Below are 26,881 nucleotides of genomic sequence, written 5' to 3' on the forward strand. Positions count from 1 at the left end.
ATTGACTATCCACATTGTTTTATACGAACCCTTGATGCCAGCTAATACAGGCAATATTGCTAGAACCTGTGCTGCTACGGATACACATTTACACTTGATTGAGCCCTTAGGATTCAAAACCGATGATAAGCATTTAAAACGGGCGGGTCTTGATTATTGGGACAAGGTGCAAATAAGCTACCACCAGGATTTGCCTAGTTTTATGACATATTTAAGTGACCAGCCTTTATTTTTAATTACAAAATTTGCTAATCGAACTTATGACCAAGCAAATTATCGCCAGCTAGCTCAAGCTGGGCAAGATATCTTTTTAATGTTTGGCAAGGAAACAACCGGCTTACCTGAAGACTTTATGCGTCAGCATGAAAACCAATGTCTACGCATTCCTATGGATGATAGCCATGTGCGTAGTTTAAATTTATCTAATTGCGTAGCCTTAGTTCTTTATGAACTACTCAGACAATTAGATTTTATGCATTTAGAATTAAGTCATCACTATGAGCATGATAAGTTAGATTAGAGGGTAAAATTCCTTTAAATTGGGGCTAGGCCGCTTGTTTATTAACGCCAAGCATGAGAAAATGATTAGAATATTTAAAACATAAGTGGGGAATGTAGCAAGTGACAGAAGAAGCTTATACTAGGAAGGAAAAATTTAAGTCTTGGATGGCCAAATGGCATATAAAGAAATGGCTGGTCTTTATAATACTCTTATTAGGTTTTTGTTTTGAGGGCTATCTACTCGTTAATGCTAAAATGACTGATGTAGAGAATCTTCAAGAGCAATTAACAGTTACAACTGAGATATACGATCAGAATAATGAATTAGCTGGGACTTTGGCTGATGAGCACGGCACCTATGTTTCATTGGATCAAATCTCTCAAAATTTACAAGATGCAGTGATTTCTACTGAGGACAAGCGATTCTATCAACACCCTGGTTTTGATTTAATTGGGATTGGTCGAGCTGCCTTAGGATTTTTGGGATCTGGTGGGAATATTGTTGGTGGTGGATCAACCTTGACCCAGCAGCTTGTAAAAAACTCTTACTTATCTAGTGACCAGACCCTAATTCGTAAATTCAAAGAACTTTTCCTAGCTATGGAAATTGAAAAACATTATGATAAAAATCAAATTTTAGAAATGTACCTCAACCATACTTATTTCGGTAACGGTGTTTATGGCGTGGAGGATGCTTCGCAGAAATACTTTGGCAAGTCAGCGGCAGAGCTAACAGTAGATGAAGCAGCTGTATTGGCAGCCTCACTGAAGGGGCCAAGTATATATAATCCAGTTGATGATTATGACGCCACCCTAGAACGTCGCGACCTAGTTTTAGAGTTAATGTATAATAATGGTTTCATTGATGAGGGCACCTATCAGCTAGCTGTTAATACGCAAATGCCACAAATGGATAATTATATTGAAAGTGATAATTATAAGTATCCTTACTATTTTGATGCGATTATCGAAGAAGCTATTGATAAGTACAAGCTTGATGAGGACCAATTGATGAATGGGGGCTACAAGATTTATACTGGTCTTAACCAGGCTTATCAAAATGCCCTCCAGGGTGCTTATAATCAGACTGATATGTTTCCGACTAATCCAAGTGGGGATCCGGTCCAATCCGCTAGTATTATCGTTGATCCTTATACGGGTGCGGTGATGGCAGAAGTCGGAGGGACGACAGACCATAGTTTCCGAGGCTTTAATCGGGCTACGCAAATGCGGCGACAACCAGCCTCAGCAATTAAACCACTTAATGTCTATACGCCAGCCTTGGAACGCGGTTTTGATATTTTTGATATTGTGCCTGACCAAGTCAAAAGTTATGGTGCTGATAACTATACACCCGAGAATTATAATTTTGAGAGTGTCGGTGAAATTATGCTATGGCAAGCCCTGGCCCAAAGTAAGAATACCACGGCTGTATGGCTGATGAATGAAATTGGTGTAAACAAGGCGATGTCTAAATTGGATGATTTTAAAATTCCTTATAAGCAAGAGGATCTTAGCTTGGCTTCAGCCTTGGGTGGTTTTAGCCAGGGTGTCTCACCCATGGAAATGGCTGGGGCTTATACAGCCTTTGTTAATGATGGCATTAGGTCCCAACCACACTTTATTCAAAAAATTACCGATGGTGAAGGCCGGGTGGTTGTTGATCAAGTTGAACCAAAACAAAATACAGTGATGTCTAAAGAAGTGGCTGATAAAATGACGGCTATGATGTTAGCTGTATTTGACACAGGTGGCACTGGGGATAGCTATGAACCTTATGGTTTTGAATTGGCTGGTAAAACGGGTACTAGTGAGTTAACTGTTGGTGATGGACTTAGTGGGTCTACTGATGAGTGGGTAATGGCTTATACACCTGACCTAGTCATGGCTACATGGTATGGCTTTGATGAAACTTCAACTGATAATTATATCTATTATGGGTCAGGAAAAACTTCTTCTAATGCCTTTGCCACAACTATGTCTGCTGTACTAGAGGTAAGTCCGCAAACTAGTTTTGATATCGTCTCAGCCCAACAACTTTACAGCGGTGGGGAACCTGGCTCTTCTAGCAATCCAAATAATCAGGATTATCAAGGGTCTGATGGTATCATTGACGGTATTATTAATGGAGCTAGAAGGCTATTTGACCGCTTTAGGTAAATTAGGTGCAAGCCAGATAGCAAAATGTTATATTAGAAATATAATAAAAATAGAGAGGATAAGATGATGGCGAATATTTACGATACTGTTAACAAGCTTGAATTAGAATTAAGAGAACATGAGGATTTTAAAGCATTGCAAGTTGCGATGGCAGCAGTATTAGCTGATCAAGATGCAGCAGCACTGTACGAGGAATTCCGTAGTTTTCAACTTGACCTGCAAATGAAGAGTCAACTTGGCCAAGACATGTCTGAAGATGATGTTGAGGCAGCAAAAAAATTGCAAGATAAGATGACAGCTAATGAGACGATTCAAACACTTTTGGAGAGTGAACAAAAAGTAAGTCAATTATTGGACGATATTAATCGAATTGTTACTCGTCCTATTCAAGAAGTTTACCAAGCTGGACAAACCAATTAATCCTCTAAGAGGCCTACATCAGAATGTGTAGGCTTTTTTATTTACCTGATTATCCTGGCCCAAAACTACCGACTTATCTACATGTATGTTAAAATAAACCAGATACATGATTAAAGGAGAAGAGAAGATGCTACGATTTATCCACGCGGCTGATTTACATTTAGACCAGTCTTTTCAAAATATTCAAGCAGTTAACGAGCAAATATTTCAAGATATAAAGTATGCAAGCCGTGACAGCTTTAATCATTTAATTGACCTAGCGATTAACGAGACAGTTGATTTTGTTGTTTTTGCTGGTGATATCTATAATGGTGACCATGCTAGTTTAGAGGCTCAATTCCTATTCAGACAGGGAATGGACCGCTTGAACGACCATAATATTCAAGCCTTTGTAATCTATGGTAATCATGACTTTATTGCTGATCCTAGTCACCGAGTGACTTTGCCGGAAAATGTGTATGAATTTCCAACTGAAATCACTACAATCGATTTTACTAGTCAGCAGGGTGACCGAGTTAAACTAACTGGTTTCTCCTATCCTAGTCGCTGGCTAGAAGATAATTATGCCAAGGAATATCCTAGTCGCGATTTAGATGCTGATTATCATATCGGCCTACTCCATGGTCAGATTAGTACGGGTTATGAAGGTAATCGCTATGCACCTTTTACGCTTTCTGATCTGAAAATTAAAAATTATGATTACTGGGCTTTGGGTCATATCCACCAACAACAAGTCGTGACTGATCATCCGCTAGCCGTTTACCCTGGCAGTATCCAAGGACACTCTTTCAAAGAAAGTGGTAGTAAAGGCGTCGCCTTAGTTACCTTATCGCCTGCTAGTCCTGCCCAGGTAGAGTTTGTTGAAACCAGTGACTGGCAATTCGTTAATGTTGACCATCAACTGCCTCAAGTAGATAATTTAGATGCCTTAAGAGATGCGATTGAGCGTAATATGCACCAAGAATTGATGCGAGCGAGAGAAGGTGGGGTTAATCGTTTAGTGAGGTTAACTTTCCATTCTGATGGCGATAGTGAGAGCCTATATTGGTGGTTAAACTATGCCGACCAACTCTTAGACCAATTACAGTGGAGTTTAAGTAATCAAGTTGATCAAAGTCAAAGTCGGGCTTATTTAGTGGACTTAGACTTAGAAATTACTCCTGATGCTAAATGGGCAAGTTCGCAATTGTTTGGCGAATCTTTACAAATGCAGTTAAACGAGTTCCAAAATCCTAGTTATTTTGATGACCAGCTCCAGGCTCTCTTAACTCATGCGGATTGGCAGCGTTATATGGCCCCACTAGTTAACCATGATCAATTTATGGACGATGTCATTAGCAAGGCTGAAAGCCTAATTGTTGCCAATCAAGCTAATTATGACCAAGAGAAAAGAGGTTTAAATTAATGTATATTCATAAAATTGAAATTTATGGTTATGGAAAGTATGTTGACCAAACCTTTCAGTTAGACCAGGAACTAAATATTTTTAATGGCTTAAATGGCTCAGGTAAATCAACCTTAATGAGCTTTATTCTGAGTATCATGTTTGGTTTTGAAGATCAACGCCGTAAGGATGCCCGCCAGTTTGATAGTAACCCGCAAGCAATTTTTGGGGGTCGCCTCCACCTACGAGACACCAAATATGGCAATGTGGTTATTGAACGAACTAAGCAACAAGGTAAGCAAATCTTATATTTAACTAGCGAGGAAAATGGCCGCCAACAAGTAGCAAGCTTTAGTGATTTGTGGGATGGCATGTCTAGAGATGATTATTTAGCTTATTTTGGATTTGATGAGCAAGATCTAATGAACTTTATATGGCAAAATGAAGCTGATTTTTCTAAGGCCCTTATGTCTATAGGTGTATCTGGCCGTCAAGTGTTGACCCACATTACACCTAAGCTCAAGCAAGAAGCAGATAGTATTTTCTTAGCTAATGGCCAAAAGCCTAGTCTTAACCAAGAGTTAGGGCTCTTGGCTGAAAGTCAAGCCAAGCTAAATAGTGCGCGTGCTAGTCAAGACCAATATTTTAACTATCAAAGTAACCTAAACCAAGCTCAAGCAGATTTGGATAGTCTCTATCAACAAGAAAGTCAGCTTAAAGATCAAGCGATTCAGTTAGAATTAGCCGATAATCAAAAGGATAGTTTGGTGGAGTACCAGGCCTTAGATAGAGAGCTGGCTGGTTACCAATTCTATGATTTTTCTCCTGAATTAGCTCTGGAATGGCAGGAGTTAACACAAAAAATGGCCAATCTCAAGGAGCAAGCGCAGGACCTGCAAATGACAAGTAGCGCTACTGAAGGGCAAGGACTAGTGCCGGCGACCGATGGTGAGCGGTGGATTCAAAATCATACCTATCTTGCTCAGGCTATGCTAGCAGAGGCGGAAAATTATCGCCAACAGTTGTCTGTAGATAGTCAATTAAATGACGAATTGGTTGAAAAACGCTATGAAATGTCACGATTAATGAGCTTATTAGATGTCGAGTCGCTGGATGAGCTGCCCGATGAGATGACTGATGAAGAGCGAGCACATTGGCAGCAAAAAAGAGAGATGCTGGATAATGACCGCCTCTTCTATAAAAACGCTGAAGCTGAGCTAGATTTATTAGACAAACAAAGGTCAGCCCTTAAACGTGAGCGACAAAGTCTGCAACGGGAACTATCTACCATGATTGGTCAAGATGAAGGTGATGATTCTTACTGGATTAGGAGTTTTGGAATCGGTCTTATTGTGGTAGGGGTTCTAGCCGTTATTCTCTTTATTCTCTTTGGCCAACCTTTCTTCTTGGGAGCGGGTGCTGCTGCTGGATTGATGGGACTTGTCTTCATCCTGATATCAGTATTCCGTAAGCGGGGGTACAACCGTAATGTTGGTCAGGATATTGAAGCCTACCAACTAGATTTAGAGGATATTGATGGCGAACTACAAGAGATTGAAGACCAGAAGAACCTACAAAAGAATCAACTGGAAAGTATGAAGTCTAGTTCTGGCAACTTTATCCAGGACCTACAAGATTTTGCAGTCCAAAAAGGTGGTTCCGAATATATTCAAGCCTTAATCTGGTTAGAGACAGATTACGTTTCTCAAATCAAGACTTTAAATACAGAAATTCAAGCCCTGGAAGAGAGACAGCTAGATGGCATGTTCTCTGACCAAAATCAAGAAGGTTGGGCCGCTTATAGTCAGGCGATTGATATGGTAATTACTAGCCAAGCTCAATTATTCCGTCAATTTGAAGATGATTTCCATGCTTCTCGTCAACGGGAAAATACGGCGGGGATAGCTGATTATGAGCAAAGGGACTATGAAAAAAGAGCAGCCCGCCTTAATGAACAGATTAACCAGGTAACGAGCCAGCAAAATGCCTTGCTCAACCAGTACGGTATGGCTAATGCAGACCTCTTTAGCCAGGCCCTGGAAACAGAAATGGCTATGCAATCTAAACGTGACCGTTACCAGATGCTAGCCAGCCATTTGAGCGACCAGGCGTCAGATATCTTAAACCAGCCGCAGTCTATTCAAGACCAGCTAGCCGAGAACCATACTAATCTTAAGCAGGGTGAGGAAGCTATTAACCAGGTGCTGGGACAAATTGCGCATTATAAGAGCCAGATTAGAGAAATTGAAAATTCAGGTTTGGTAAGTGAATTAGACCAGGCCCACCAAGAATTGGTTGATGCCAATTATGAGATGGCTGTCGAATGGGGGGCCCGCCAACTAGCTATTCAAAGCTTTGAACAGGCTACACTAGGAGAAGAAGATGGCTTGGCGGATCGTGTTTTAAGTCATGCTAATCGTTTTATATACGACCTATCTGATCAACGCATTCAGGCTTTAAGTTTTGATAGTCAAGGTGCTTTTCAAGTGCAAATGTCTACTGGTCAAAGCCTAGCTTTAAACCAATTATCACGTGGTGAGAAGGCGCTGTTATTTATTGCTATGCGTTTTGCCTTCTTAGGTGCCCAACTTGGCCAGGTTAATTTACCAATCTTAATTGATGATGCCTTCGTACACCTCGATAACCACTATCGGGATAATGTCTACCGCTTCTTGGCAGAACGAAGCCAAGATAATCAGATTATTTACTTTACTATTGATAGTGGCGCTGGTAATCAAGTGGCTAGTAACCAAGTTTTCCAACTTTACCAGGAGGGATAAATTTGCCAGACTTAATTTTTGATATCGCTAATGATGAGCAATTTGATATGTATTTATTAATAAAATTAGCGGAGGTTAGACAAGATCGTAACGGTAATAACTATATTGCTTTTACCTTCCAAGATCGGTCGGGTAGTATTGAAGGAAAATACTGGAATGCTAGCGACCAGGATATTGCCCACTTTCAATCTGGCTTAGTGGCTAAAGTAGCTGGACGCCGAGAACTATACAATGGGCAACCGCAAGTGCGTATTAACTCCATTAGATTGGCTGAGGCTGATGAGCCCCAGGATCCAGGTGAATTTATCCAGGCCGGACCTATGACCAAATCTGAAATGGTTGAAGAAGTTAACCAGATTTTAGCGGAAATTAATGAGCCTACAATTAAGAAAATTGTTCGTCATATTTTAAACCAGCATGTGGAGGGTTTTCTATCCTACCCTGCTGCCAAAAAACACCATCATGCCTTTTATGGTGGCCTAGCCTTTCATACCATTTCTATGTTGCGCCTGGCTCAGCATATTGCTAACCAGTATCCAACTGTCGATAAAAGTTTGCTTTATGCCGGCACCCTTATACATGATATTGGAAAAACAATTGAGTTATCAGACCCCTTAACGACTGAATATACTCTCAAGGGCAACTTAATTGGTCACATTAGTTTAGTTGATGAATTAATTACAGAAACTTGCTTGGCCTTAGATATTGATCAAAATCAAGAAGTCGTCATTTTACTAAAACATATGGTTTTAAGCCATCATGGTAAGCAAGAATGGGGGAGTCCCGTGGTCCCTCATTTACTAGAAGCAGAGATTTTGCATCATATTGATAATCTTGATGCTTCGATACAAATGATGTTAACTGCTTTAGATCAAACCAAACCGGGAGAATTCTCTCCACGGGTTTATGGCTTGGACGGTCGTAATTTTTATCGTCCTAATAGCTATCAAGAGCAAATAGATTAGGAAAAAATGCCTCTGATTAGAATCAGAGGCATTTTTTATTGGCTAACTTTTACCTGTTTGCGTTTATAACGATAGCCATCCCATACCAGGTAACTAGCTAGAGTTAGAGCAATTAGGCTAGTAGCTATATTAGTTAAGGGGTAGGAGGACCAAGGAACTAACTGGTAGGCCAGACTAAGATAGGCCACGAACATATTAATCAAGAAAGCAAGGTTTTGGTAATGCTTAGTTAGGTAAAGAGTGATGACTAATAGGATAACTAGTAAAGACCAGGCGAGGACTACTAGCAACCAATTTTTAGATGAGAGGACACTAACTAGACCTTCTAGAGATAATTGACATGTCATTAACACTTGGCCTAGGGTGAGGCTAGCTTGAAATATTTTCGCATACACTGTCCGTCTGTTTTGGCAGGTTTGGAAATACCAATAGCAAATAAAGCAGCTAGCTAGCCCCGCTAATAGCGGCCAATTAAATACTAAGCTAAGTAGACCAGCTAGTTTACCAAGGACAATATATGTCAGGATTTGTCCACTGAGGAAAGTTTGTTTAAAAACTCGGCTACTGGTGAAAAATACCAGGCCAGTTAATATAAGGTTCTGACCCAAGTGGAAGAGGGTAAGATAGGGTCCCCAGTTAAGGATTTGTAAGTGAGCTACCTGGTAGTCTGCTAGTGTCTGGGGCATACCACTACCTACTTGGAATAAAATAAATATTAATAAATAAAGGCTAAAACATATGATTGTTATCCACTTGCTTAGAGCTGGCTTAGTCATGGCGCTACCTCCCTGATAGGACTTTTTTTGTGACAAATATATCATAAAAAGCCCTGCTCTTAAAGCAAGGCTTATTACATATTCTATTCATTTGCTTCAGCTTGACTGCTAGATTCACTCTGTTTGTCTTGCTTAGCTGTATCTTGGTCTGTCTCAGTATTGTCAATTTCAAATTGGTCAAAGGTGTCTTGTAAAGCCTTATCAGTAATTTCTACCTGATACTTGTCAAGTAAATCTAAAATAATTTGCTTAACAGTGTTCGCATCATTTAATTTTTCTTTTTTTAGTTTGCTAGTGAGTTGGTCTTTCTCCTCTTCAAAACTAGCCTTTTCTGGTTTCTTATCAACCTTGATAATGTGATAGCCGTATTGACTTTTGACCGGTTGCTTGGTGTATTCGCCTTCTTTAAGGGCGAAGGCAGCATCTTCAAATTCTTTGACCATGCTTCCTTTTTTTACTGCTCCTAGGGCGCCACCTTTTTCTTTAGAACCAGGATCAGTTGAATGCTCTTTAGCTAGTTCAGCAAAATCACTACCAGATTCTAATTGTTTGATTAAGTCTTTAGCTTGGTTTTCATCTGCAACCAGGATATGACTGACTTCGATAGCAGGCTGGTAGTTTTCATACGCTGCTTTTAATTCTTCGTCAGAGATATTGATTTGTTTTTCAGCCGTCTCACTTAGCAAACGGTAGTAGCGTAGTGATTCTGCATAGGCTTCTTTATTAGCGAGGCCAGACTGTTGGACCACCTTATTGAGATTCTCTTCGCTACCGGCTTGTTTTTCCATAGCTTGGACTTGATCTTTAACTTGTTTGTCGATTTCCTTGACGTGTTCTTGACCTAACTCCTGTTCAAAGATATCAGTTAAAATTAGCTTCTGTAGAATATTTTCGCCAGTTGTTTCCTTAACCTCTGTTAAGATATCCGCATTAGTAATGCTAATGTTTTTTCCGGTAGCGACTTGATCAGTTTCATCTACTGTTTTCTGACAGCCTGCAAGGCTGATAAGGCTGAGAGTTGCCAATAGCATGTATTTAGCTTTATTTTTTGTGATCATTCAGTGGTTGACTCCTTACTTTTGCTTGTTAGCTTGAAATTTTATTTGACTTTCAGCTAGATGACTTTGCGTTTGAGCAATTTTTTCCTGAAGACGATTGCGTTGGGGAACAGTTGTCCGATTAAAATCATCAATCGCTAAAGTGATTTCATCACGGGCAACTTTTAAAGAAGATATCCCTTGTTGGGCTAGATCAGTAATTGCTATTTGGCCTTGTGCAATATCTCCTTGCAAGTCTTTAGCAGCATAGGAAACATCATTGATATATTTTTTAAAAACTTTACGGTTGGTTTTGCCATCATAAGGGGTGTTGACGAGGCCGACAATTGCCCCAGCTAGACCACCAAAGATAAGGCCGGTAAAAAATCGTTTCATAAATTATCCCTCAATTTCTGCATGAATTGCCTCGGCAATAGTTTGTAAATCCTGGGCTTGGTAATCTGCTTCGTGCGTTTCCCATTTTAACCCAAATCCATCTTGATCACGGTTATAGCGTGGAATTAAATGGATATGACTATGGAAGACACTTTGGAAGGCTACCTCACCGTTATTATTAAGAATGTTTAGACCCTCCATATCGGGGAATGCTTTTTTGAGTGCTTGCGCAATAGTTGGGATGCGTTTAAAAACAGCAGAGGCATCTTTACTATCATAGTCAAAAATATCAGCTAAATGTTTTTTTGGTACAAGCAGGGTATGTCCCTTGGTTACTTGACTTTGATCGAGAAAGGCAGCTACAACCTCATCCTCATAAACCATATTAGTGGGAATCTGTCCATTAGCAATTTTACAAAAAATACAATTTTCAGACATAAGAATCCTCCTTTTAAAATAGTGTATTATTAACTGATTTTATCACACTATGAGAGGCTTGCCCAATTATAGTGATAATTTTACTTTTATATTAAACTTAATTTAATAGGTCGCTAAAGTATTATTCTTTTGCTAAACTTAGACCACTATATACCTAATACCTAGAAAGAGGGAGATTATGACTCTAGTTGTAAATCATCTGAGCGGTGGTTACCTACAACGACCTATCATTCACGATTTAAGTTTTAATCTGGCACCAGGGGAAGTGGTAGCCTTAATTGGTCTTAACGGGGCGGGTAAATCAACCACTATCAAGCATCTAATCGGATTAATGCAACCCATGCAAGGGGAGATTCTATTAGCTGGAAATAGTTTGAAAAGCAACCCAAGTCAGTACCGCCAAGACTTTACCTATATTCCCGAAACGCCAATCTTGTATGAGGAGTTGACCTTACGAGAACATATTGAGTTGACAGGTTTAACCCATGGCCTGGATCCAAAAGAAAGTTTAGTCCAAGCCAAACCTCTTCTAGAACGCTTCCGCTTAGCTGATCGTCTGGATTGGTTGCCCATTCATTTTTCTAAAGGCATGAAGCAAAAAGTTATGATTGTGACAGCCTTTATGTTAGACGTGCCACTTTATGTGATTGATGAGCCTTTTTTAGGCTTGGATCCTTTAGGTATCCGGGATTTTTTGCAGGTTTTAAAGGATAAGCAGGCTAAGGGAGCTAGTATTCTGATGTCTACTCACGTGTTAGCTAGCGCTGAAAAATATTGTGATCGTTTCCTATTCCTGCATGAAGGTCGATTAAAGGCTCAAGGGAGTTTAAGTGATATCCAGGCGAGTTTCCAAATGCCAGAAGCTAGTTTAGAAGATTTATACCTCTATTTAGCTGATCAGGCAGGTGATCAGCATGGATAAAATTTATCAAGAGCGATTCCAATCAGCTAGTAAGCGATTGTTCAAGTATCTACCCTATATATTTAATGACCACTTCGTTATTGTCGTCTTATTCATTATGGGTGCTTTAGCCTTTCAGTATAGTCAGTGGTTAAAAACGCTTACTGTAGGAGAGCCGCTTGCCCAGTTTTTACTGATCGTTTTCTTTTTTTTGGCAATAAAAATGCCCCAGGTAAAGACTTATCTAAAAGAAGCAGATCTAGTATTTCTACTACCCTGGGAAGAGCATTTTTCTAGTTACTTTAAACGTGCAGTGGGCTACAGTATGCTGTTGCCAGTTTTTATCTTAGCACTGGTCTGCCTATTGGCGTATCCCTACTTAAGTGTGGTTTTCGCATATTCCTGGCTAGAAATAATGATTGTGTATTTTAGCCTGTTAGTTCTAAAAGTATTTGACTTTTTACAATTTTTTAACCAAAGACGTTTAGCTAACCACCCTGGTTGGCAAGCTGCCTTTACCCATATAGTTATTCTGGTTACATTGGTCTTAGCTTTAGGAGACTATCCATGGTTAGCTTTAATTCTAGCTTTATCAGCTTTAATTTTGACCAAATATTATACCAAGTCAAACTTGGATTTTCCTAGTTTATTGGCCAGTGAATTAAAACGGCAACAGGGTCAGAACCGGATGCTGGCGATGTTTGTCGATATACCCGCTGGTCAACAGAAAATTAAGCGGCGTAGCTACTTGGATTTTCTGCTACGCCCAGTTAAGGACAATATCTACGCTTACTTGTACCAGCGTGCCTTTTTAAGGTCTACTGAAGTTTTACCCATCTGGTTACGCCTTACGATTTTAGCAGGTTTGATTGCTGGTTTGATGACTGATACTTGGCTAAAGTTAATTATAATTGTACTCATTACCTATGCAGCAAACTTTCAGTTGCAAGGGCTTTTAGGCAATTATCGTCGCCATACTATGGTACGTTTGCAACCACAGGAAGCGTCTGATGCTTTAGTGGCTTTCCAAAGCTTTTTGCGGGGGCCCATTATGGTCCAAACCATAATAATAACAGTTATTTTTCTTTTGAGACAGGCCTATTATCTCGGAATGAGTTTCTGCTTAGCTTGTTTAATTTTCTATCTAGTATTTGCCTATCTGTATCTTAAAAGACGGTTTATAAAGACAAGAAAGATGGTATAAATTAGTAATATTAGTTGACTAAGCCGGAAATAATGCCTACAATTATACTTACTTTGATTTTTTAGTTAGGAGGTGCAAGTGTGTCTTTTCCCTTAGGTAGCGAGTGGCAGTTTGAGCCGATTCCAGGTGGCTCAGGTCAAGCTTTTAAAGGTTTGAAAGCTGGTGATGGTGAAATGGTTTTTATTAAACGTAATACGTCACCGTTTTTACCCGCCTTGTCTATGGAAGGTGTTACGCCTAAATTACTATGGACCAAGCGAACCAATGATGGCGATGTTTTAACTGCTCAAGAGTGGTTATCGGGTCAGGTATTAAGTCGCCAACAGATGCGAGAGCCACTGGTAGGGCAGTTAATTTACCAGTATCAACACTCTGAATATCTTTTCGAAATGCTAGAAAAGGTGGGTGGACAGACTTGCACTGCTGAAGATTTACTTGATCAGTTAGAAAGCCATTTGGCTAGTGAATTAACTAGTCATCAATTAATTGCTGAAGTACGTGCTTATTTGCGGGCCAGTATAAATGAACTCAAGCAAGTTCAATACACGGTTTGTCATGGGGACATCAATCGCCGTAATTTTATGACCTCCCAATCAGGTCGACTTTATCTGGTTGATTGGGAAGGTGTTATCATAGCAGATTACTTGCTAGATATTTGCCAACTTTTGGTCCAGTATGTTGATTTTTCTGATTGGTCTAATTGGTTTGAACAATACGGTCTAAAAGTCAACGACGCTGTGTACGGTCGGCTAGAGTGGTATAGCCTTTATAGTTTACTGACCTTTATTAATGATGATTTTTATCAACATCGTCAGTATGAAATGAATGAAAAAATATTAAAACTACGTCACATTTATCGTAACCGGCGCTTTGAAGATTCAATCAGTCACGGTGGATAAATGGCTAAGAAGGGACTGTTGCTAGGGCTTCAGTCCCTTATTTATGAAAAGGAGGGATCATAGTATGCGAGTCAGACACAAGCCTTGGGCTCAAGAGCGGTTGGCAGCAGATAATGATTTTATGGTTCAAACACCTAGTCAATTTCAAGGGGAATGGGGTCAAAAAGTATTTAATAATCAAAATGACATCCATGTTGAAGTTGGATCGGGAAAAGGTAATTTTATTGTGGGTATGGCTCAAGCCCATCCGGACATTAATTTTATTGGCATTGAACTGCAGGCCTCTGTATTTATTACAGCCCTAGAAAAAGCTCAGGCTGTGAGTGGGGGACTAGATAATCTAAAACTAGTCCTCACTGATGGTCAAAATCTAAATGATATTTTTGCTGACGATGAACTTCAGCGTATTTACCTAAATTTTTCTGATCCCTGGCCTAAAAAACGTCATGCTAAACGACGATTGACACATAAGAATTTTCTGGCCGTTTACCAACAAGTGCTTGATGAGCGAGGCAACCTTCATTTTAAGACTGACAACCAAGCTTTATTTGAGTATTCCTTGGTATCAATGTCTAAGTATGGCATGGTTTTGGACTGGGTCTCCCTAGACTTACATCATAGTGATTATATAGGGAATATTATGACTGAATACGAAGAAAAATTTTCTAAAAAAGGCCAGGTTATCTACCGGTTAGAAGCTAGTTTTCCGGTTGCTAACTAATGTGTTGGCTAACAAAAAAAGCGTCCAGTTATATCTGGGCGCTTTTTTGCTTAAATCTTATAAATATCAATAATTTGACCTTGCTGGGCATCAGCAATAAATTCATATTGCACTAGTTGTCCAGCTTCTTTTCTAGAAATACCGCCATAATAAACCGCTTGTTTTTGGTTATAGCGTACTGCTTGGACAGGCTCTAGTTCAATCCAAGAGCCTTCGATTGGGCCATCGGCTTCAAAGATAGCTTTGACCTGGTCTAAAACTTCCTTGCCATTAGCAGGTTGGTCATAGTAGCGGTCGACGAGTAGAGCCGCAGCTGCACCGCCAATAATCAAACCACAGGCAAATAAGGCTGCCGATAAGAAGTAGGCATTATCATTTCGTTTTTTAAAAAAGTTATCCATGGTTGGTCCCCCTTAAAATAATCTTAAGCATATTATAGCAGTACCCACATAAAAAACCTAGCTAAAACAGTGAGCTAGAACTATCCCTTATTGCCTTTTTTTCTAAATCTAGCTATAATATAGAAGATGTAAACAAGCTTTATAGGAGTCTAGTTTTAAGCTAGACTTTTTTATTTGAGAATAAATTTATAAATGGAGCGAGTAATTATGTGGATTGCTTTTTATAACCCCCGGGGTGTCGGGGATGTTTTAATGTTGATGTGTCAAGATGTACCGAGCCAAGAAATTGCAATTGAAGAAGTGGGGGATGTTACCCACCTGTATCATCGAGAAACGCGAGAAACAGTTGGTTATAATATTCACAATGTGTCTAACCTAGTAACGATTGAGGGTCAAGGGCCAGTGAAATTAACGGCCGGCCAAATCGAACGTATTAATCAGAACTTGTACGATAAAAATTTTGCAACAATTGACTACCAGGATGAGGCCAAAATTGTAGTGGGCTATGTTGATAGCTGCCAGCCAATGGAAAATTCTGACCACCTTAACATTACCCAAACACGGGTTGATGATGCGGAGGAAGCTCGCCAGATTGTATGTGGTGCAAGTAACGTGCGCTCAGGTATGCGGGTAGTGGTGGCCCTACCAGGTGCCGTTATGCCCGACGGCAGTGTTATTTCTCCGGGTGAGCTGCGTGGATATGCCAGCTATGGTATGCTCTGTTCAGCTTATGAGCTAGGTTTAGATCCTGACCGACAAAGACCGGGAATTCTTGAAATTAAAGATAGTGTGCCTTTAGGTACGCCGATTGATGAGATTACTCCCGCAGATTTTGCCTAAAGATTAGGAGGCCGGCCGTGATAGCTAGGGATAAGCAACCTTTTTATGAAGTCGAGGACCGTGAATACGTGCGCAAAACGGCTCCTTTTTCATACTTTCCCAACTACTTGAATTGGCAGCAAGAAGAGAAAAATCGACGTCATCCGCAAGGGCATAGTCAAGTGGCTTCCTTTGCTGGTGCAAATGATTTAAATCGACAAGATTATGTATCAGCGCGGGCAAACTATCATCCTTATAAATCTAAGGAGGTGCGCCAACGGCCTCAACTTGCTAGTAGAGGACAATTTAGGTATGGCCAGCTAGCCCCGATTGACAGTGAACCGCCTTCCTTAGCTAAAAGGGATGATTAGCTGGTAATTAATGAGCATGAAATGAATGGAGATTTTTTGGATGGATAAAGATTTAATTTACTTTTTTATAGGCATTAAGGGTTCAGGGATGAGTGCATTAGCATTAATCCTCCACCAAATGGGTTACCAAGTCGCAGGATCTGATGTAGCAGATTACTTTTTTACACAAAAGGGTCTTGATGAGGCCGGCATTGACATTGTTTCTTTTGATCCTGACCATATTCAACCAGGTATGGTGGCGATTGCGGGTAATGCCTATAAGGACGATCATCCACAAATTGAACGTGCCAAAGTACTTGGTTTAGAAGTTACCCGTTATCACTACTTCCTTGGTAACCTCATCAAAGATTTTACCAGCGTAGCAATTACCGGTTCTCATGGTAAAACTTCTACTACAGGCTTGATGGCTCATGTTATGTCAGGTATGGCGAATACTAACTATTTAATCGGTGATGGTACTGGTTATGGCCAGGCAGGGGCAGACTTCTTTGTCCTAGAAGCTGATGAATATCGTCATCATTTTTTAGCCTATCATCCTAACTATGCAATTTTCACCAATATTGATTTTGATCATCCAGATTTTTATAAAGATATTGACCAGGTTTATGCTGCTAATTTGAATTTTGCTAAACAGGTTAAAGATAAAGTTATTGCCTTTGGTGGTGATGAGCGTTTAAGAAGTTTCCGGGATGAGGGGATTGATGTTTGGTATTATGGCTTAGAAGCAGACAATGAAATCCAGGCCCGTAATATTATCCGTGATGTGCACGGTTCTCACTTCGATGTGTACATTCAAGGGGAAAAATATGGTCATTTCGATATCCCTAGTTTTGGTAAACATAGTGTGTTGAATGCCTTAGCAGTGATTGGTTTTTGCTATTTAGAAGGCTTTAGTGCCGATCAAGTAGCTCAGGAGCTAGTCAGTTTTGCTGGCGTGAAACGTCGTTTTAGTGAAAAAGAGATAGCAGGGACGGTCTTAATTGATGATTATGCCCACCATCCATCTGAAATTATTGCGACAATTGATGCAGCTCGGCAAAAATATCCGGATAAGCAGTTGGTAGCCGTTTTCCAACCACATACCTACAGTCGTACCTTGGCCTTATTAGATGAATTTTCTCAGGCTTTAGATTTGGCTGATGCCGTTTTCCTCTGTGATATTTTCGCTTCTGCACGTGAATCAGATACTCATATTGTTAGTATTCAGGATTTGGCTAACCGTGTTACTAAGCCAGTCCAAGTGCTAGATGGTCAAGATTTCCAAGATTTATTAGCCTATCAAGGACAGGTCGTACTCTTTATGGGGGCCGGTGATGTGATGAAGTATGGTAATGCATATGCAGACCAACTAACTGATGCTTAGGGAGTTATAAATGAGAAAGAAATTAGTAAGTTTATTCAGTATCGTCCTAGTATTAGCAGCCTGTGCTGGTCAGCCTCAAACAGCATCTGAGGCTGCTAGCCAAGCCAAAACTAGTCAAGCTAGTAATGAATCAGCTCTAGTGGCTGGTAAGTTAGATATTCAAGTTGATGGTCAATCAATCACTTCCGGCCCCCAAGAGCATATGTTCGATTCCAATTTATCTTTATTGGATAATATGCAGCAATGGTATGAAATTGAGGGGAAAGAAGGCTTTATTGAAACGATTGAAGGTCAGAGCCAAGATGAAGCCCAGTCTCGCTATTGGCTGTATACGGTCAATGGTGAGATGGTTAATGTCGGTGCTGATGAATATTACGTGCAGGCAGGCGATGTCATTATCTGGAATTTAGCAAGTATCTAGTTAAAAAGGAGCTAATTATGTCTGGCTTAAACATTAAACGTGCTGTTATTCCCGCAGCCGGACTAGGGACCCGATTTCTACCTAGTTCAAAGGCTATGGCCAAAGAAATTATTCCCATTGTTGATAAGCCTACGATTCAATTTATTGTTGAAGAGGCCTTGGCAGCGGGCATTGAGGAAATTATGATTATAACCGGCCGCTCTAAACGGTCTATAGAAGACCATTTTGATGCAAACTATGAATTGGAGGAGAATTTATCTTCCAAGCAAAAAGATCAGTTATTAGGCTTAGTGCGAGAGACAACTTTATTCAACATACAGTTTAAAAGGCAGCACTATCCAGCTGGTCTAGGTGATGCAGTGATGCAAGCGAAGAGTTTTGTCGGTAATGAGCCTTTTTTATTAATGCTTGGTGATGATATTATGGTCAGCGATCCGGTGGCTTCTAAAATGATGGTTGACCTGGCGACAGACTTGTCTAGTCCATTGATTGCGGGGCAGGCTTTGGCTAATGACCAGGTGTCTCACTATGGTATTATGCAAACTCACACTAATGATCAAACGAGCCCGATTATTAATCTGGTCGAAAAGCCGGCAGATGATAGCTATGGAAACTTAGCTGTTATTGGGCGTTATATCTTGACACCAGAAATTTTTGATTATCTAGCCACTACCCCGGTCAACCCTAATTCTGGTGAGCTTGAATTAACCGATGCCCTCAACCGCTATGCTCAAGATCGTAAAGTGTATGGTTTCCAATATCCTGGCAAGTGGTATGAAGTAGGAGAGCCGCTAGGATTGGTTAAAGCTAGTATTCAGTATGCTTTGGCTCATGATCAGCTTAAAGATGACTTTAGGAGTTATCTTAAGCATGAGGTTATCCCCAATTTGAAATAGCAAAAAAGCTTCCGTCACAGCGGAAGCTTTTTTAGCTAGTTAGATACGTAATTTTAAAAACCGGTAAAGTTAGCTAGAAAATCTTCTTCTTCGGGGGTAGATTGACGACCTAAAGCTTGGTTTCGGAAGGGGTAGCGGTTGAAAGCCTTAATAATCTTATAGTGGGCTACCTCATATTCTAAGGTCTCAGCTAGACCAGGGTCGCTGGAAAAGAGCATCATGGCTTGGTCATGAATAGCTAGCGATTCAGAGTGCATGTAGGGCATATATAAAAAACTGCGTTCTTGACTGGTTAATTGGTTAGTATTAAAGCGGGCTATGGCTTGTTGGGCAAGAGCCAAGGCCATACCATCTTGGGAGTAAGAACGCCAATTACCGCGAAAAAGATTACGGGAAAATTGATCAAGGATTATGATTTCAGCTAAGGCACTATCTAAGTTATCTCGCCAGGCGTATAGTTGACTCTGACGGGCGGCTGTATGAATTTGACCGAAACGATGGGCTATTTCTTGGTCTAGTTGGTCATCGGCTGTAAAATGCTGGTCGGGATTGAGTTCTTTAAACCAAAAATCAAGTATTTCTTGGTAGTTAGTCATGGTCTTCGTCCTTTCTAAATGCTTCTCTTTCTTATGATACCATTAAAAGAAAGAGTGACCTTTGGTTTTGCTTTTCCTGCTATTAAATAGCGTGATAAAATATAATAAAAACAAGGATGACAATAATGGATATTAAACAAGCAATTTTACATATTTATGATCCGGACAGCCAGGCTAGTGTGCTATCCCAGCACAGTTTGGCTTTGGATAAGCCCGTGACTAAGGAATACATTGAGGCTATGGTGGACAAGGTAATAGCCACTAGCAAACAAAAATCAGGTCAGCTAGGACCTTCTGCTCGCCAGGCTCAGTTAGACCAAGTGCAAGCCGATAATTTTATCAGTCAAAGCCAGGAGCTCAGTCAGGATTTAATGGATATTTTCAAAGCCAATCCTGATATTCCGCCAGCTGACCTCTTGTGGCTACGTTTAGCGATTGATGGCTATGAATTTGTAGGTTGTATTAAGTTAAATCATTCAAGCTCGATGACCCATCATATAGACTACCAGGATGAGGCGCTAGCGACTAGCCTGCTCAACCATCAAGCAATTCTACCTAGTAAAACTCAAGCTATTGATGAGGGCTTTTTATATTGTCAATCGACAGGAGAATACTTTCTGGTTGAAAAGAAACACCTGCTTGTCAGTCAAGGTGAACGTGGTTATTATCTTAGCCAAACTTTCATGGCCATTCAAGAACCACCGGCTAGCATGCAAGAGGACCTGCAAGTTTTGAAACGGGCCATTACTAAGACCGCTGACCAGTATGCTGACCCTGCCTATCAGGATTTAGCTCAAGCAAAACAAGTACTGATGTCTCACCTTGAGGATACTGAGGAAGTGGTACAAGCAGATTTTGCTAGGGCACTTTATCCGGATAATCCAGGTAAGCAAGCGACTTACTTGGATCAAGCGACGACTTTAGGTTTGGGGGAAGCGACGGCAATCAAGGAGGAATACCTGACAGCCAGGATGCACAAGCAGAAGTTGCGCTTGTCAAACGGAATTGAACTATCCATACCCTTGGATATCTATCAAGACCCACAGTTTGTAGAATTTAAAAATAACCCGGACGGGACTGTCCAGGTTGTTTTGAAAAATATCGAATCAATAAAAAATTTATTCTAAGACTTGGTCGCTTCTTTAACTGGCTCCATGACCTGGTCGGCAAACCTAGCCATTTGATCGTGCACCTGGTGTTGTCGGTTACCATTATCAATTTCAAAGGTAAATCTTTGGTAGTTAAATTGTTCGTACTGGTAAAGTAGCTTGTCCTTGATTAACTGGGCATTACCCACCATAAGCGGGTGTTTATAGGAACGCGCATTGATAAAGTCTTGTTTGTTCATATTTATCCCATGAATTAGCTTAAAGGTATGCTGCATTTGCTGATAGGCTAGGGCCAAGGCCTCATTGGTATCATCGGCGATAAATAAGGCACCTGAAATAGAAATGGGCACTTGGTCAACCGAATAGCCATGGTCTTGCAGGGCTTGCCGGTAAATATCTACCCGCTTATTAAAAAGACTAGATCCTGTCCATAAATAGGAGAAATTAGCTGGTAGACCTTGGCTACCGGCTTCTCTAGCAGAACTGGTTGATTGGCCGACTACCCGCCAGATTGGTAGCTGGTTGTTTAAAGGTTTAGGGTAGAGCTCTGCTTGATCAAGGTCTGGACGATATTGGCCCGACCAGGTCGTTGGCTGGTCATGATTAAGGGCTAGTAAAAGGTCAAGTTTGTCAGCAAATAATTCATCATAATCACGTAAATCATAACCAAAGAGCTGATAAGCTTGATGGCGAGAGCCGCGTCCTAACATTGTTTCAGCCCTACCGCCAGACAGGAGGTCGAGCGTAGCAAAATTTTCGTAAACTCGGACCGGATCGTGGAGGCTGAGGACAGTAGTGGCCGACGACAGTTTAATGCGATGAGTGAGAGCGGCTATGTGGGATAGGATGAGTTCGGGAGCAGAGGAAATATATTCAGCTTGGTGACTTTCGCCAACGCCAAAGAGGTTATAGCCCATCTCTTCAGCAGCCTGACCAAGCTTAACCATGTTTAGCAAGCGGTCTTCCTGGCTAACATGAATTTGCTGGTCTAAGTCAGGAAAGTAGTCACCCAAACTTATGATGCCAAATTCGACGCCTTGGCTAGTATCAATCCATTTGTTTTTCATTAGCTTCTCCTTCATATAAATATTGACAAATTAATTTGTCTAGTTGCTTAAAAAATTCATCAGTTTGCTCTGTTTTATTTTGACTGAGCCAGCCTTCAGTGAGAAAGGCTATATAATAGCGTTTTTGACTAGCTAGCTCTAAAATGCCAGCTTCGTTATAAGTACCACGACCATCGTCGAGTAGGCCGTATTTATTATAATAGTCCAGGTCTTCATGGTGGAGAAAGGGAATCGGTTCCTCACTGCGAGCCAGTAAGTCCATCAAGTAAGCTTTTTCTTGTCCCTGCAACCATTTATCATGGTCTAAATCAAAGTAAAATTGGCTAAGCTCATTGCTGGTCGTCCCACTATCTCCTTCAGGTGTTAGTTGGGCAATAGCAGGATAGCCCATTTGGCTAGCCTGCTGATAAAATTCTAAAAAGCCACCTGATTGCACCATTAGCGTTTCAATACCACTATTATCCGAGTAGATAATCATGGGATTAATGAGCGCTTTAAGCGGTTCCTGACTTGCTTGATCTGTGTGGGCTAAGAGGGCGGTAGTAGCTAGAAGGGGTTTAAAGGTTGACGCCTTATTCATCAGTTTATCCCCCTGATAATGGTTAAGAATTTGTCCCTCATGATTTCTAATAGTATAGGCTAAATCAATCTGATAGTCTGAGGCCAATTGTTGCACTGCCTGATCAAAATGGGCTTGTTTATTTTTCCATTGTGCCAGTTGTTCTGCTGCCCGTGCTTGTTCTTGTTGGTAGTCATAGACGATTTTTTGTTTGTGGGCTTGCTGACTAGTCAACCAGGTATGGATTACAATTAGGCTAGTTAGTAAAATTATCGGAATTAAAGCATAATAAAATTCTCGGTTGGGATGAGTTTTTTGATATAGTTTGATTAAGAAGATAATAACAAAAATTAGGAATGCAACTAGCATAACTAAAGATAAGACCGATATGAATAAGTGCATGAATCCACCCCTTTTAGGCTATTTTACCATGATATAAAAAAATATGAGATAAAGGTGATTATATGTTAGAAATAAAACCGATTCACGCAAAAGATGTTGCGGATTTATTAGTATTTGATCAAAAGCAAGCTAACAATCCCTATTTGGACCAGGAAGATTTACTAGCCTATGTATTTGAATTGCGTCAGGCGGCAGGTTATCAGGCTGATAAAGAGCTGATTGCATGGCAAGACGGTAAAATCGTCGGTCATGTTATCGCTCACGAACGCCCACTTTACAAGTCCAGCATCGAGAATTATCTTTTTATTGCCCTTAATTTAGTGGTCCCAGCTATTAACCAAGTTGATTTATATAACCAGCTTGCTAATAGTTTGCTAGCACTGGCAGAAAAAGAAAATTATGATTTGGTTATCGCTATTGCTGACGCTAATAATCTGACTAATAGTTCTTGGCAAGCACTGGACAAATTAAAAATAAGTAATAGAGGAGATCTGAGTTTGTCTTATCTGGTCTATCAATGGTTAGGTGAGCCAGACCAGTACAGAAATTTGAGTGGAGAAATTGAAATTGGTTAAGTCTATTTTTACCATGATTAGTGGTTATCGTACTTGGTACGCTAAGCTCACCAAGGTGCAACGCCTGTCTATTCTAGCCTTTTGGTCAGCCTTAGCGATAGTTGGGCGAGCCTTTATGTCAGCCCTGCCTAATATCCAGCCTGTAACAGATATGGTGATTTTAGCTGCACTAATGTTTAGTAGTTATGCAGGCTTGGCAGTTGCTTTTTTGGTCATGCTAACCAGCAATATTTTTATGGGCATGGGCCCCTGGCTGCTCGGCCAAGTTTTAGCCTATGCAATGGTGGTTTTATTAGTTAAAGCTTTAGCAAGTTATTGGCCCCGCCGCCATCTTAACTTATTTTTTATTTACTTTTTAGCTGTCAGTTCAGCCTATCTTTATGGCTTTGTTGTCAGCTTGGTTAGCTATTGGCAGCTAGGCGCCAAGATACCTTTTTGGCCTTATTATCTAGCTGGACTAAGCTTTGATAGTTTCCATGCTTTAGGTAATTTTTTAATTATGCTAGTACTTATACCAACTATGCAGCGGTTAGGTCAACAACTTTTTAATTAGAGAGAAGGAATATCATGAATGTAAAGAATACCTGGGATTTTGATTCAATTTATCCAGGAGGCTTATCGGGTCAAGATTTTTCAAATGATTTGGCTCAAATTCAGCATGAATTAAAACAGCTTACCTGTGCGAGTAAACAATTTAAGTTGGATACTAATAATTTACCGGCTTGGGAAAGCTTGCTGGCGGACTTGATGGCAGCTGAACTGAAATTAGGTCAATTGATTACCTTTGTGCAAATGGTGGCTGATAATGATATCCATGATAGTCAGCCGGGCGTTTATTTAGATCAACTGGCCAGCTATCAGCAAATATATCTTGAAGCTTATCAGGCCGTTATCCGCCAGTATGGAGCAGTTACAGAATCAGATTGGCACAGGGCAATTAATAGCAGTAGTTACTTACAGTCAATGAGTCTAGTTCTTAATGAAGGTAGACAAGACAGCCTAGCTCTTTTGGCACCAGAGACGGAGCGCCTAGTTGCTGCTCTTGATAAGGATGGGCTAGCTGCTTGGTCACAAATTTATGATACAGCTAGCTCAGCTTTAAAAATTTCATTTCAAGCTGAGGGTGAGATACGTCATCTGTCGGTGGGCCAGGCACAAAACCGCCTGTCCGCTGATCCTGATCCTCAGGTAAGAGAGACCATCTTTCAAGCTTGGGAAGAGGCTTTTAGTCGGCAGGAGAACTTATTCGCGGACATCTTAAACCACCTGGCAGGTTATCGTCTGACCTTGCAAACTGAACATGGTGATAGGCATGCGCTAACTGAACCCCTGCGGACCAATCGAATGACTAAAGCAAGTTTAGATAGTATTTGGCAGGTAGTTACGGATAATAAAAGTGATTTTATAGCTTATCTAGCGGCTAAGGCGGACTTGTTGGGAGTTGATCGGTTGGCCTGGCAAGATGTTGAAGCCCCTTTACCCTTGGCTGGAGAGGATTCTGAGCTAAGTTTTGAAGAAGCTGGGCATTTTGTGGTTGACCAATTTAGTAAATTTGGACCTAAACTGGCAAATTTTGCTAAGCAGGCGCTGGCTAATCATATTGTTGAAGCAGAAAACCGTGATAATAAGCGACCAGGTGGCTATTGTACTGATGTGCCCTTTGCTGATGGTAGCCGCATTTTTATGACTTTTACCGGGGCGATGTCTGATACTCAAACCTTGGCTCATGAACTTGGCCATGCTTTTCATAGTCAGGTTCTGCTTGGAGAGAAATGGTGGAACCAGAAATATCCAATGAATCTAGCAGAAACAGCTTCGACCCTTAATGAGCTGATTGTCGCAGATGCCAGCCTTCAAGCTGCTACTAGCATCGCTGATCAGTTGAAGTTTCTAGACCTCAAACTTAATAATGCCATTGCCATGTTTATGAATATTCACGCCCGTTTTATTTTTGAAGACAAGTTCTACCAACAACGGCGGCAAGGCATACTAACTGCGCAAGCCCTCAATGATTTGATGGTAGCGGCACAAAGAGAGGCTTATCAAGATAGTCTAGCCAGCTATCATCCGCATTTTTGGGCCAGTAAACTTCATTTTTATATTGACCAGCCTGCTTTTTATAATTTTCCTTATACTTTTGGTTACTTGTTTAGTTTAGGCCTTTATGCGCGCTATCAAGAACAACCTGAAGGCTTTGAAGATTGGTATATTAACTTACTTAGAGACACTGGTAAGTTAACAGCTGAGGATTTGGCTCTTAAACATTTGGGTCAGGATTTAAGCCAGCCAGATTTTTGGCAGGCCGCTATAGATATTAGTTGCCAAGATGCTAAACGTTTTGTGCAATTAGCCAAGGCCTATCAGGAAGGAGCACGGTAATGAAATACCAAGCTTTAGCCCAGCTTATTCCCAGTTTAGAACATACTGATATGCGACTAGGATTAGACAACATCCGCCAGTTCATGGCAAGTCTAGATAATCCTCAAGATGCGACACCAACTATTCATGTTGCTGGTACTAATGGTAAGGGATCAACAGCCAATTTTATGGCAGATATTCTGCAAGCAGCTGGTTACCGGGTGGGGCTTTATACCTCACCTGCCTTGGTAGAAATGAATGAACGTATTAGAGTTAATCAAGAAAATATTAGTGACCAAGACCTGACTTATTGGGCTAACTTTGTCCAGGAGCATTTGTTAGCAAGAGGGATGCATTTAACCTTTTTTGAACGGCTAACAGCGATTGCTTGGCTGTATTTTGACAGTATGAATGTGGATATTATAGTGCTCGAAGTAGGATTAGGGGGTCGACTTGATGCGACTAATATTATAAGAAAGCCAATTTTAAGCATGATTTGCAAAATTGCCCTCGACCACCAGGCCGTGTTAGGCGATGATTTGTTGACTATCGCTAGAGAAAAAGCAGGCATTATTAAAAATGGTTGTCCGGTCACTGTTTACCGGCAGAGTCCGCTGGTCTATCAGGAAATTGCCAGAATTGCTGCCAACCACCAGGCGCATTTGTACACTTGGCAAGCTGCTGATATACAAATGGTAGAGGCAAATATTCAGAGTCAAAGATTTAATTTTAAGGGTGAAAGCTACCAGTTAGCTATGGCAGCAGACTATCAAGTCGAGAATGCCTGTCATGCAATTTTGGCTTGCCAATGCTTGCAAAAGCAAGGCTGGCTGATCAGTCCCACGGATATAAAAACAGCCTTGGCTAAATCTCAGTGGCCCGGCCGGTATGAGAATATGAGCCAAGTAGCTCACTTGCCCTTTATAATTGATGGCTCTCACAATGAAGATGGGTTAATGGCTTTAGAACGCAACTTAGCAAGTTGGCCTCGCGATTACCCACGGGTTGCAATTGTGGGTATGTTAGCAGACAAGCAAAATGATAGGGCACTGGCCCAGATGATGAAACAGTTCGATGTGATATATACTGTGCCTGTGGCATCGGAGCGGAGCTTGACTAGTCAAGCTTTAGCTAGTAAGTTGCAAGCCTATTTAAAAGCCAGTAGTCAGCTAATCGTATGCCAGGAAGTTGGTGAGGCGCTTAAACAGGCGATGGCATTTCAGGAGGCCCACCAACCAAGTTTAATATGTGCTTTTGGCTCTTTATATTTAGTGGGTCAAATCAAAGATTTTTTGGGTCAAATTGCTTAGCTTATTAGGTGCAAATCTAGTTTAATTATGCTAGGCTGAGTTTAAATAAAAA

General features: G+C 40.7%; 28 protein-coding genes. 20 read left to right on the forward strand and 8 right to left on the reverse strand.

The genetic code is table 11. The annotated features are described in order from the left end of the window. Position 1 precedes the first annotated feature (1 nt). The 6 genes from trmL (at position 2) to AWM75_RS06125 (ending at position 8,210) form a co-directional block, all read left to right on the forward strand. Entirely contained in the window at positions 2 to 520 is a 519-nt protein-coding gene (gene trmL, locus AWM75_RS06100; RefSeq protein ID WP_074572475.1) for a tRNA (uridine(34)/cytosine(34)/5-carboxymethylaminomethyluridine(34)-2'-O)-methyltransferase TrmL, read from the forward strand. 236 nt (positions 521 to 756) lie between these two features. After that, on the forward strand, positions 757 to 2,661 hold the full coding sequence (locus tag AWM75_RS06105; RefSeq protein ID WP_235585062.1) for a transglycosylase domain-containing protein: 1,905 nt from the start codon (positions 757 to 759) through the stop codon (positions 2,659 to 2,661). A 63-nt stretch (positions 2,662 to 2,724) separates the two neighbouring features. After that, on the forward strand, positions 2,725 to 3,081 hold the full coding sequence (locus AWM75_RS06110; RefSeq protein WP_074572477.1) for a YlbF family regulator: 357 nt from the start codon (positions 2,725 to 2,727) through the stop codon (positions 3,079 to 3,081). 127 nt (positions 3,082 to 3,208) lie between these two features. Further along, complete coding sequence (locus AWM75_RS06115; protein WP_067979626.1) at positions 3,209 to 4,486, forward strand: metallophosphoesterase family protein; 1,278 nt, start codon at positions 3,209 to 3,211, stop codon at positions 4,484 to 4,486. Then, complete coding sequence (locus AWM75_RS06120; RefSeq protein WP_067979627.1) at positions 4,486 to 7,245, forward strand: ATP-binding protein; 2,760 nt, start codon at positions 4,486 to 4,488, stop codon at positions 7,243 to 7,245. The genes AWM75_RS06115 and AWM75_RS06120 overlap by 1 nt, the downstream gene beginning before the upstream one ends. Positions 7,246 to 7,247: 2 nt before the next feature. Then, entirely contained in the window at positions 7,248 to 8,210 is a 963-nt protein-coding gene (locus tag AWM75_RS06125; RefSeq protein ID WP_143236654.1) for a 3'-5' exoribonuclease YhaM family protein, read from the forward strand. Between the two features lie 35 nt (positions 8,211 to 8,245). On the opposite strand, the gene AWM75_RS06130 is transcribed toward AWM75_RS06125, so the two are convergent. The 4 genes from AWM75_RS06130 to AWM75_RS06145 all read right to left on the reverse strand — a co-directional run bounded on the left by AWM75_RS06130 (position 8,246) and on the right by AWM75_RS06145 (position 10,857). Beyond that, positions 8,246 to 8,986 carry a hypothetical protein gene (locus tag AWM75_RS06130; RefSeq protein ID WP_067979629.1) on the reverse strand — a complete coding sequence of 247 codons (741 nt, stop codon included), beginning with the start codon at positions 8,984 to 8,986 and terminating at the stop codon, positions 8,246 to 8,248. An 83-nt stretch (positions 8,987 to 9,069) separates the two neighbouring features. Further along, on the reverse strand, positions 9,070 to 10,044 hold the full coding sequence (locus tag AWM75_RS06135; RefSeq protein WP_067979631.1) for a peptidylprolyl isomerase: 975 nt from the start codon (positions 10,042 to 10,044) through the stop codon (positions 9,070 to 9,072). Between the two features lie 15 nt (positions 10,045 to 10,059). Further along, on the reverse strand, positions 10,060 to 10,419 hold the full coding sequence (locus tag AWM75_RS06140) for a YtxH domain-containing protein (protein WP_067979632.1): 360 nt from the start codon (positions 10,417 to 10,419) through the stop codon (positions 10,060 to 10,062). Positions 10,420 to 10,422: 3 nt separating this feature from the next. After that, positions 10,423 to 10,857: an HIT family protein gene (locus AWM75_RS06145; protein WP_067979634.1), complete on the reverse strand. Its 435-nt coding sequence runs from the start codon at positions 10,855 to 10,857 to the stop codon at positions 10,423 to 10,425. A 178-nt stretch (positions 10,858 to 11,035) separates the two neighbouring features. On the opposite strand from AWM75_RS06145, the gene AWM75_RS06150 reads away from it, so the two are divergent. From AWM75_RS06150 to trmB, 4 genes are all read left to right on the forward strand, one after another. Beyond that, complete coding sequence (locus AWM75_RS06150; RefSeq protein ID WP_067979636.1) at positions 11,036 to 11,779, forward strand: ABC transporter ATP-binding protein; 744 nt, start codon at positions 11,036 to 11,038, stop codon at positions 11,777 to 11,779. Further along, complete coding sequence (locus AWM75_RS06155) at positions 11,772 to 12,962, forward strand: ABC transporter permease (protein WP_067979638.1); 1,191 nt, start codon at positions 11,772 to 11,774, stop codon at positions 12,960 to 12,962. The genes AWM75_RS06150 and AWM75_RS06155 overlap by 8 nt, the downstream gene beginning before the upstream one ends. Positions 12,963 to 13,042: 80 nt before the next feature. Next, a complete protein-coding gene (locus tag AWM75_RS06160; RefSeq protein WP_067979640.1) occupies positions 13,043 to 13,861 on the forward strand; it encodes a phosphotransferase family protein in 819 nt (272 codons plus the stop codon). A gap of 64 nt (positions 13,862 to 13,925) precedes the next feature. After that, the gene (trmB, locus tag AWM75_RS06165) at positions 13,926 to 14,582 is read left to right on the forward strand and encodes a tRNA (guanosine(46)-N7)-methyltransferase TrmB (protein WP_067979642.1); all 657 of its coding nucleotides are present in this window, start codon (positions 13,926 to 13,928) and stop codon (positions 14,580 to 14,582) included. A gap of 50 nt (positions 14,583 to 14,632) precedes the next feature. Here the strand turns inward: trmB and AWM75_RS06170 are convergent, their stop codons facing one another. Next, the gene (locus tag AWM75_RS06170; RefSeq protein ID WP_067979644.1) at positions 14,633 to 14,983 is read right to left on the reverse strand and encodes a PepSY domain-containing protein; all 351 of its coding nucleotides are present in this window, start codon (positions 14,981 to 14,983) and stop codon (positions 14,633 to 14,635) included. Between the two features lie 207 nt (positions 14,984 to 15,190). Here AWM75_RS06170 and ytpR point away from each other — a divergent pair, with 207 nt between their 5' ends. The 5 genes from ytpR to AWM75_RS06195 are packed head-to-tail and all read left to right on the forward strand — an operon-like array spanning position 15,191 to position 18,853. Further along, complete coding sequence (gene ytpR / locus AWM75_RS06175) at positions 15,191 to 15,823, forward strand: YtpR family tRNA-binding protein (protein ID WP_082702077.1); 633 nt, start codon at positions 15,191 to 15,193, stop codon at positions 15,821 to 15,823. 17 nt (positions 15,824 to 15,840) lie between these two features. Continuing rightward, positions 15,841 to 16,173 carry a hypothetical protein gene (locus AWM75_RS06180; protein ID WP_067979648.1) on the forward strand — a complete coding sequence of 111 codons (333 nt, stop codon included), beginning with the start codon at positions 15,841 to 15,843 and terminating at the stop codon, positions 16,171 to 16,173. Between the two features lie 40 nt (positions 16,174 to 16,213). Then, positions 16,214 to 17,536 carry a UDP-N-acetylmuramate--L-alanine ligase gene (gene murC, locus AWM75_RS06185; protein WP_067979650.1) on the forward strand — a complete coding sequence of 441 codons (1,323 nt, stop codon included), beginning with the start codon at positions 16,214 to 16,216 and terminating at the stop codon, positions 17,534 to 17,536. Between the two features lie 10 nt (positions 17,537 to 17,546). Further along, on the forward strand, positions 17,547 to 17,957 hold the full coding sequence (locus tag AWM75_RS06190) for a DUF4430 domain-containing protein (protein WP_067979652.1): 411 nt from the start codon (positions 17,547 to 17,549) through the stop codon (positions 17,955 to 17,957). Positions 17,958 to 17,974: 17 nt separating this feature from the next. Then, positions 17,975 to 18,853 (forward strand): UTP--glucose-1-phosphate uridylyltransferase, encoded by an 879-nt coding sequence (locus AWM75_RS06195; RefSeq protein WP_067979655.1) that lies wholly within the window; start codon positions 17,975 to 17,977, stop codon positions 18,851 to 18,853. 53 nt (positions 18,854 to 18,906) lie between these two features. Here AWM75_RS06195 and AWM75_RS06200 read toward each other — a convergent pair whose 3' ends face one another. Next, positions 18,907 to 19,449, reverse strand: coding sequence for a DUF924 family protein (locus tag AWM75_RS06200; RefSeq protein WP_067979657.1), 543 nt, complete (start codon positions 19,447 to 19,449; stop codon positions 18,907 to 18,909). A 125-nt stretch (positions 19,450 to 19,574) separates the two neighbouring features. Between AWM75_RS06200 and AWM75_RS06205 the strand changes: the two genes are divergently transcribed. Then, on the forward strand, positions 19,575 to 20,576 hold the full coding sequence (locus tag AWM75_RS06205; RefSeq protein ID WP_067979660.1) for a nucleoid-associated protein: 1,002 nt from the start codon (positions 19,575 to 19,577) through the stop codon (positions 20,574 to 20,576). Here AWM75_RS06205 and AWM75_RS06210 read toward each other — a convergent pair. Together AWM75_RS06210 and AWM75_RS06215 are read right to left on the reverse strand one after the other, a co-directional pair. Further along, a complete protein-coding gene (locus tag AWM75_RS06210) occupies positions 20,573 to 21,625 on the reverse strand; it encodes an LLM class flavin-dependent oxidoreductase (protein WP_067979662.1) in 1,053 nt (350 codons plus the stop codon). The two genes, AWM75_RS06205 and AWM75_RS06210, sit on opposite strands and share 4 nt — an antisense overlap. Continuing rightward, positions 21,606 to 22,586 (reverse strand): serine hydrolase, encoded by a 981-nt coding sequence (locus tag AWM75_RS06215; protein ID WP_067979664.1) that lies wholly within the window; start codon positions 22,584 to 22,586, stop codon positions 21,606 to 21,608. The genes AWM75_RS06210 and AWM75_RS06215 overlap by 20 nt, the downstream gene beginning before the upstream one ends. A gap of 62 nt (positions 22,587 to 22,648) precedes the next feature. Here AWM75_RS06215 and AWM75_RS06220 point away from each other — a divergent pair, with 62 nt between their 5' ends. The 4 genes from AWM75_RS06220 to AWM75_RS06235 are packed head-to-tail and all read left to right on the forward strand — an operon-like array spanning position 22,649 to position 26,829. Beyond that, complete coding sequence (locus AWM75_RS06220; RefSeq protein ID WP_067979666.1) at positions 22,649 to 23,161, forward strand: hypothetical protein; 513 nt, start codon at positions 22,649 to 22,651, stop codon at positions 23,159 to 23,161. Continuing rightward, entirely contained in the window at positions 23,154 to 23,714 is a 561-nt protein-coding gene (locus AWM75_RS06225; protein ID WP_067979667.1) for an ECF transporter S component, read from the forward strand. The genes AWM75_RS06220 and AWM75_RS06225 overlap by 8 nt, the downstream gene beginning before the upstream one ends. Before the next feature lie 14 nt (positions 23,715 to 23,728). Beyond that, the gene (locus AWM75_RS06230; protein WP_067979670.1) at positions 23,729 to 25,540 is read left to right on the forward strand and encodes a M3 family oligoendopeptidase; all 1,812 of its coding nucleotides are present in this window, start codon (positions 23,729 to 23,731) and stop codon (positions 25,538 to 25,540) included. After that, entirely contained in the window at positions 25,540 to 26,829 is a 1,290-nt protein-coding gene (locus AWM75_RS06235) for a bifunctional folylpolyglutamate synthase/dihydrofolate synthase (protein WP_067979672.1), read from the forward strand. The genes AWM75_RS06230 and AWM75_RS06235 overlap by 1 nt, the downstream gene beginning before the upstream one ends. Positions 26,830 to 26,881 lie beyond the last annotated feature (52 nt).

The sequence above is a fragment of the Aerococcus urinaehominis genome (assembly GCF_001543245.1).
Classification (GTDB): Bacteria; Bacillota; Bacilli; order Lactobacillales; family Aerococcaceae; genus Aerococcus; species Aerococcus urinaehominis.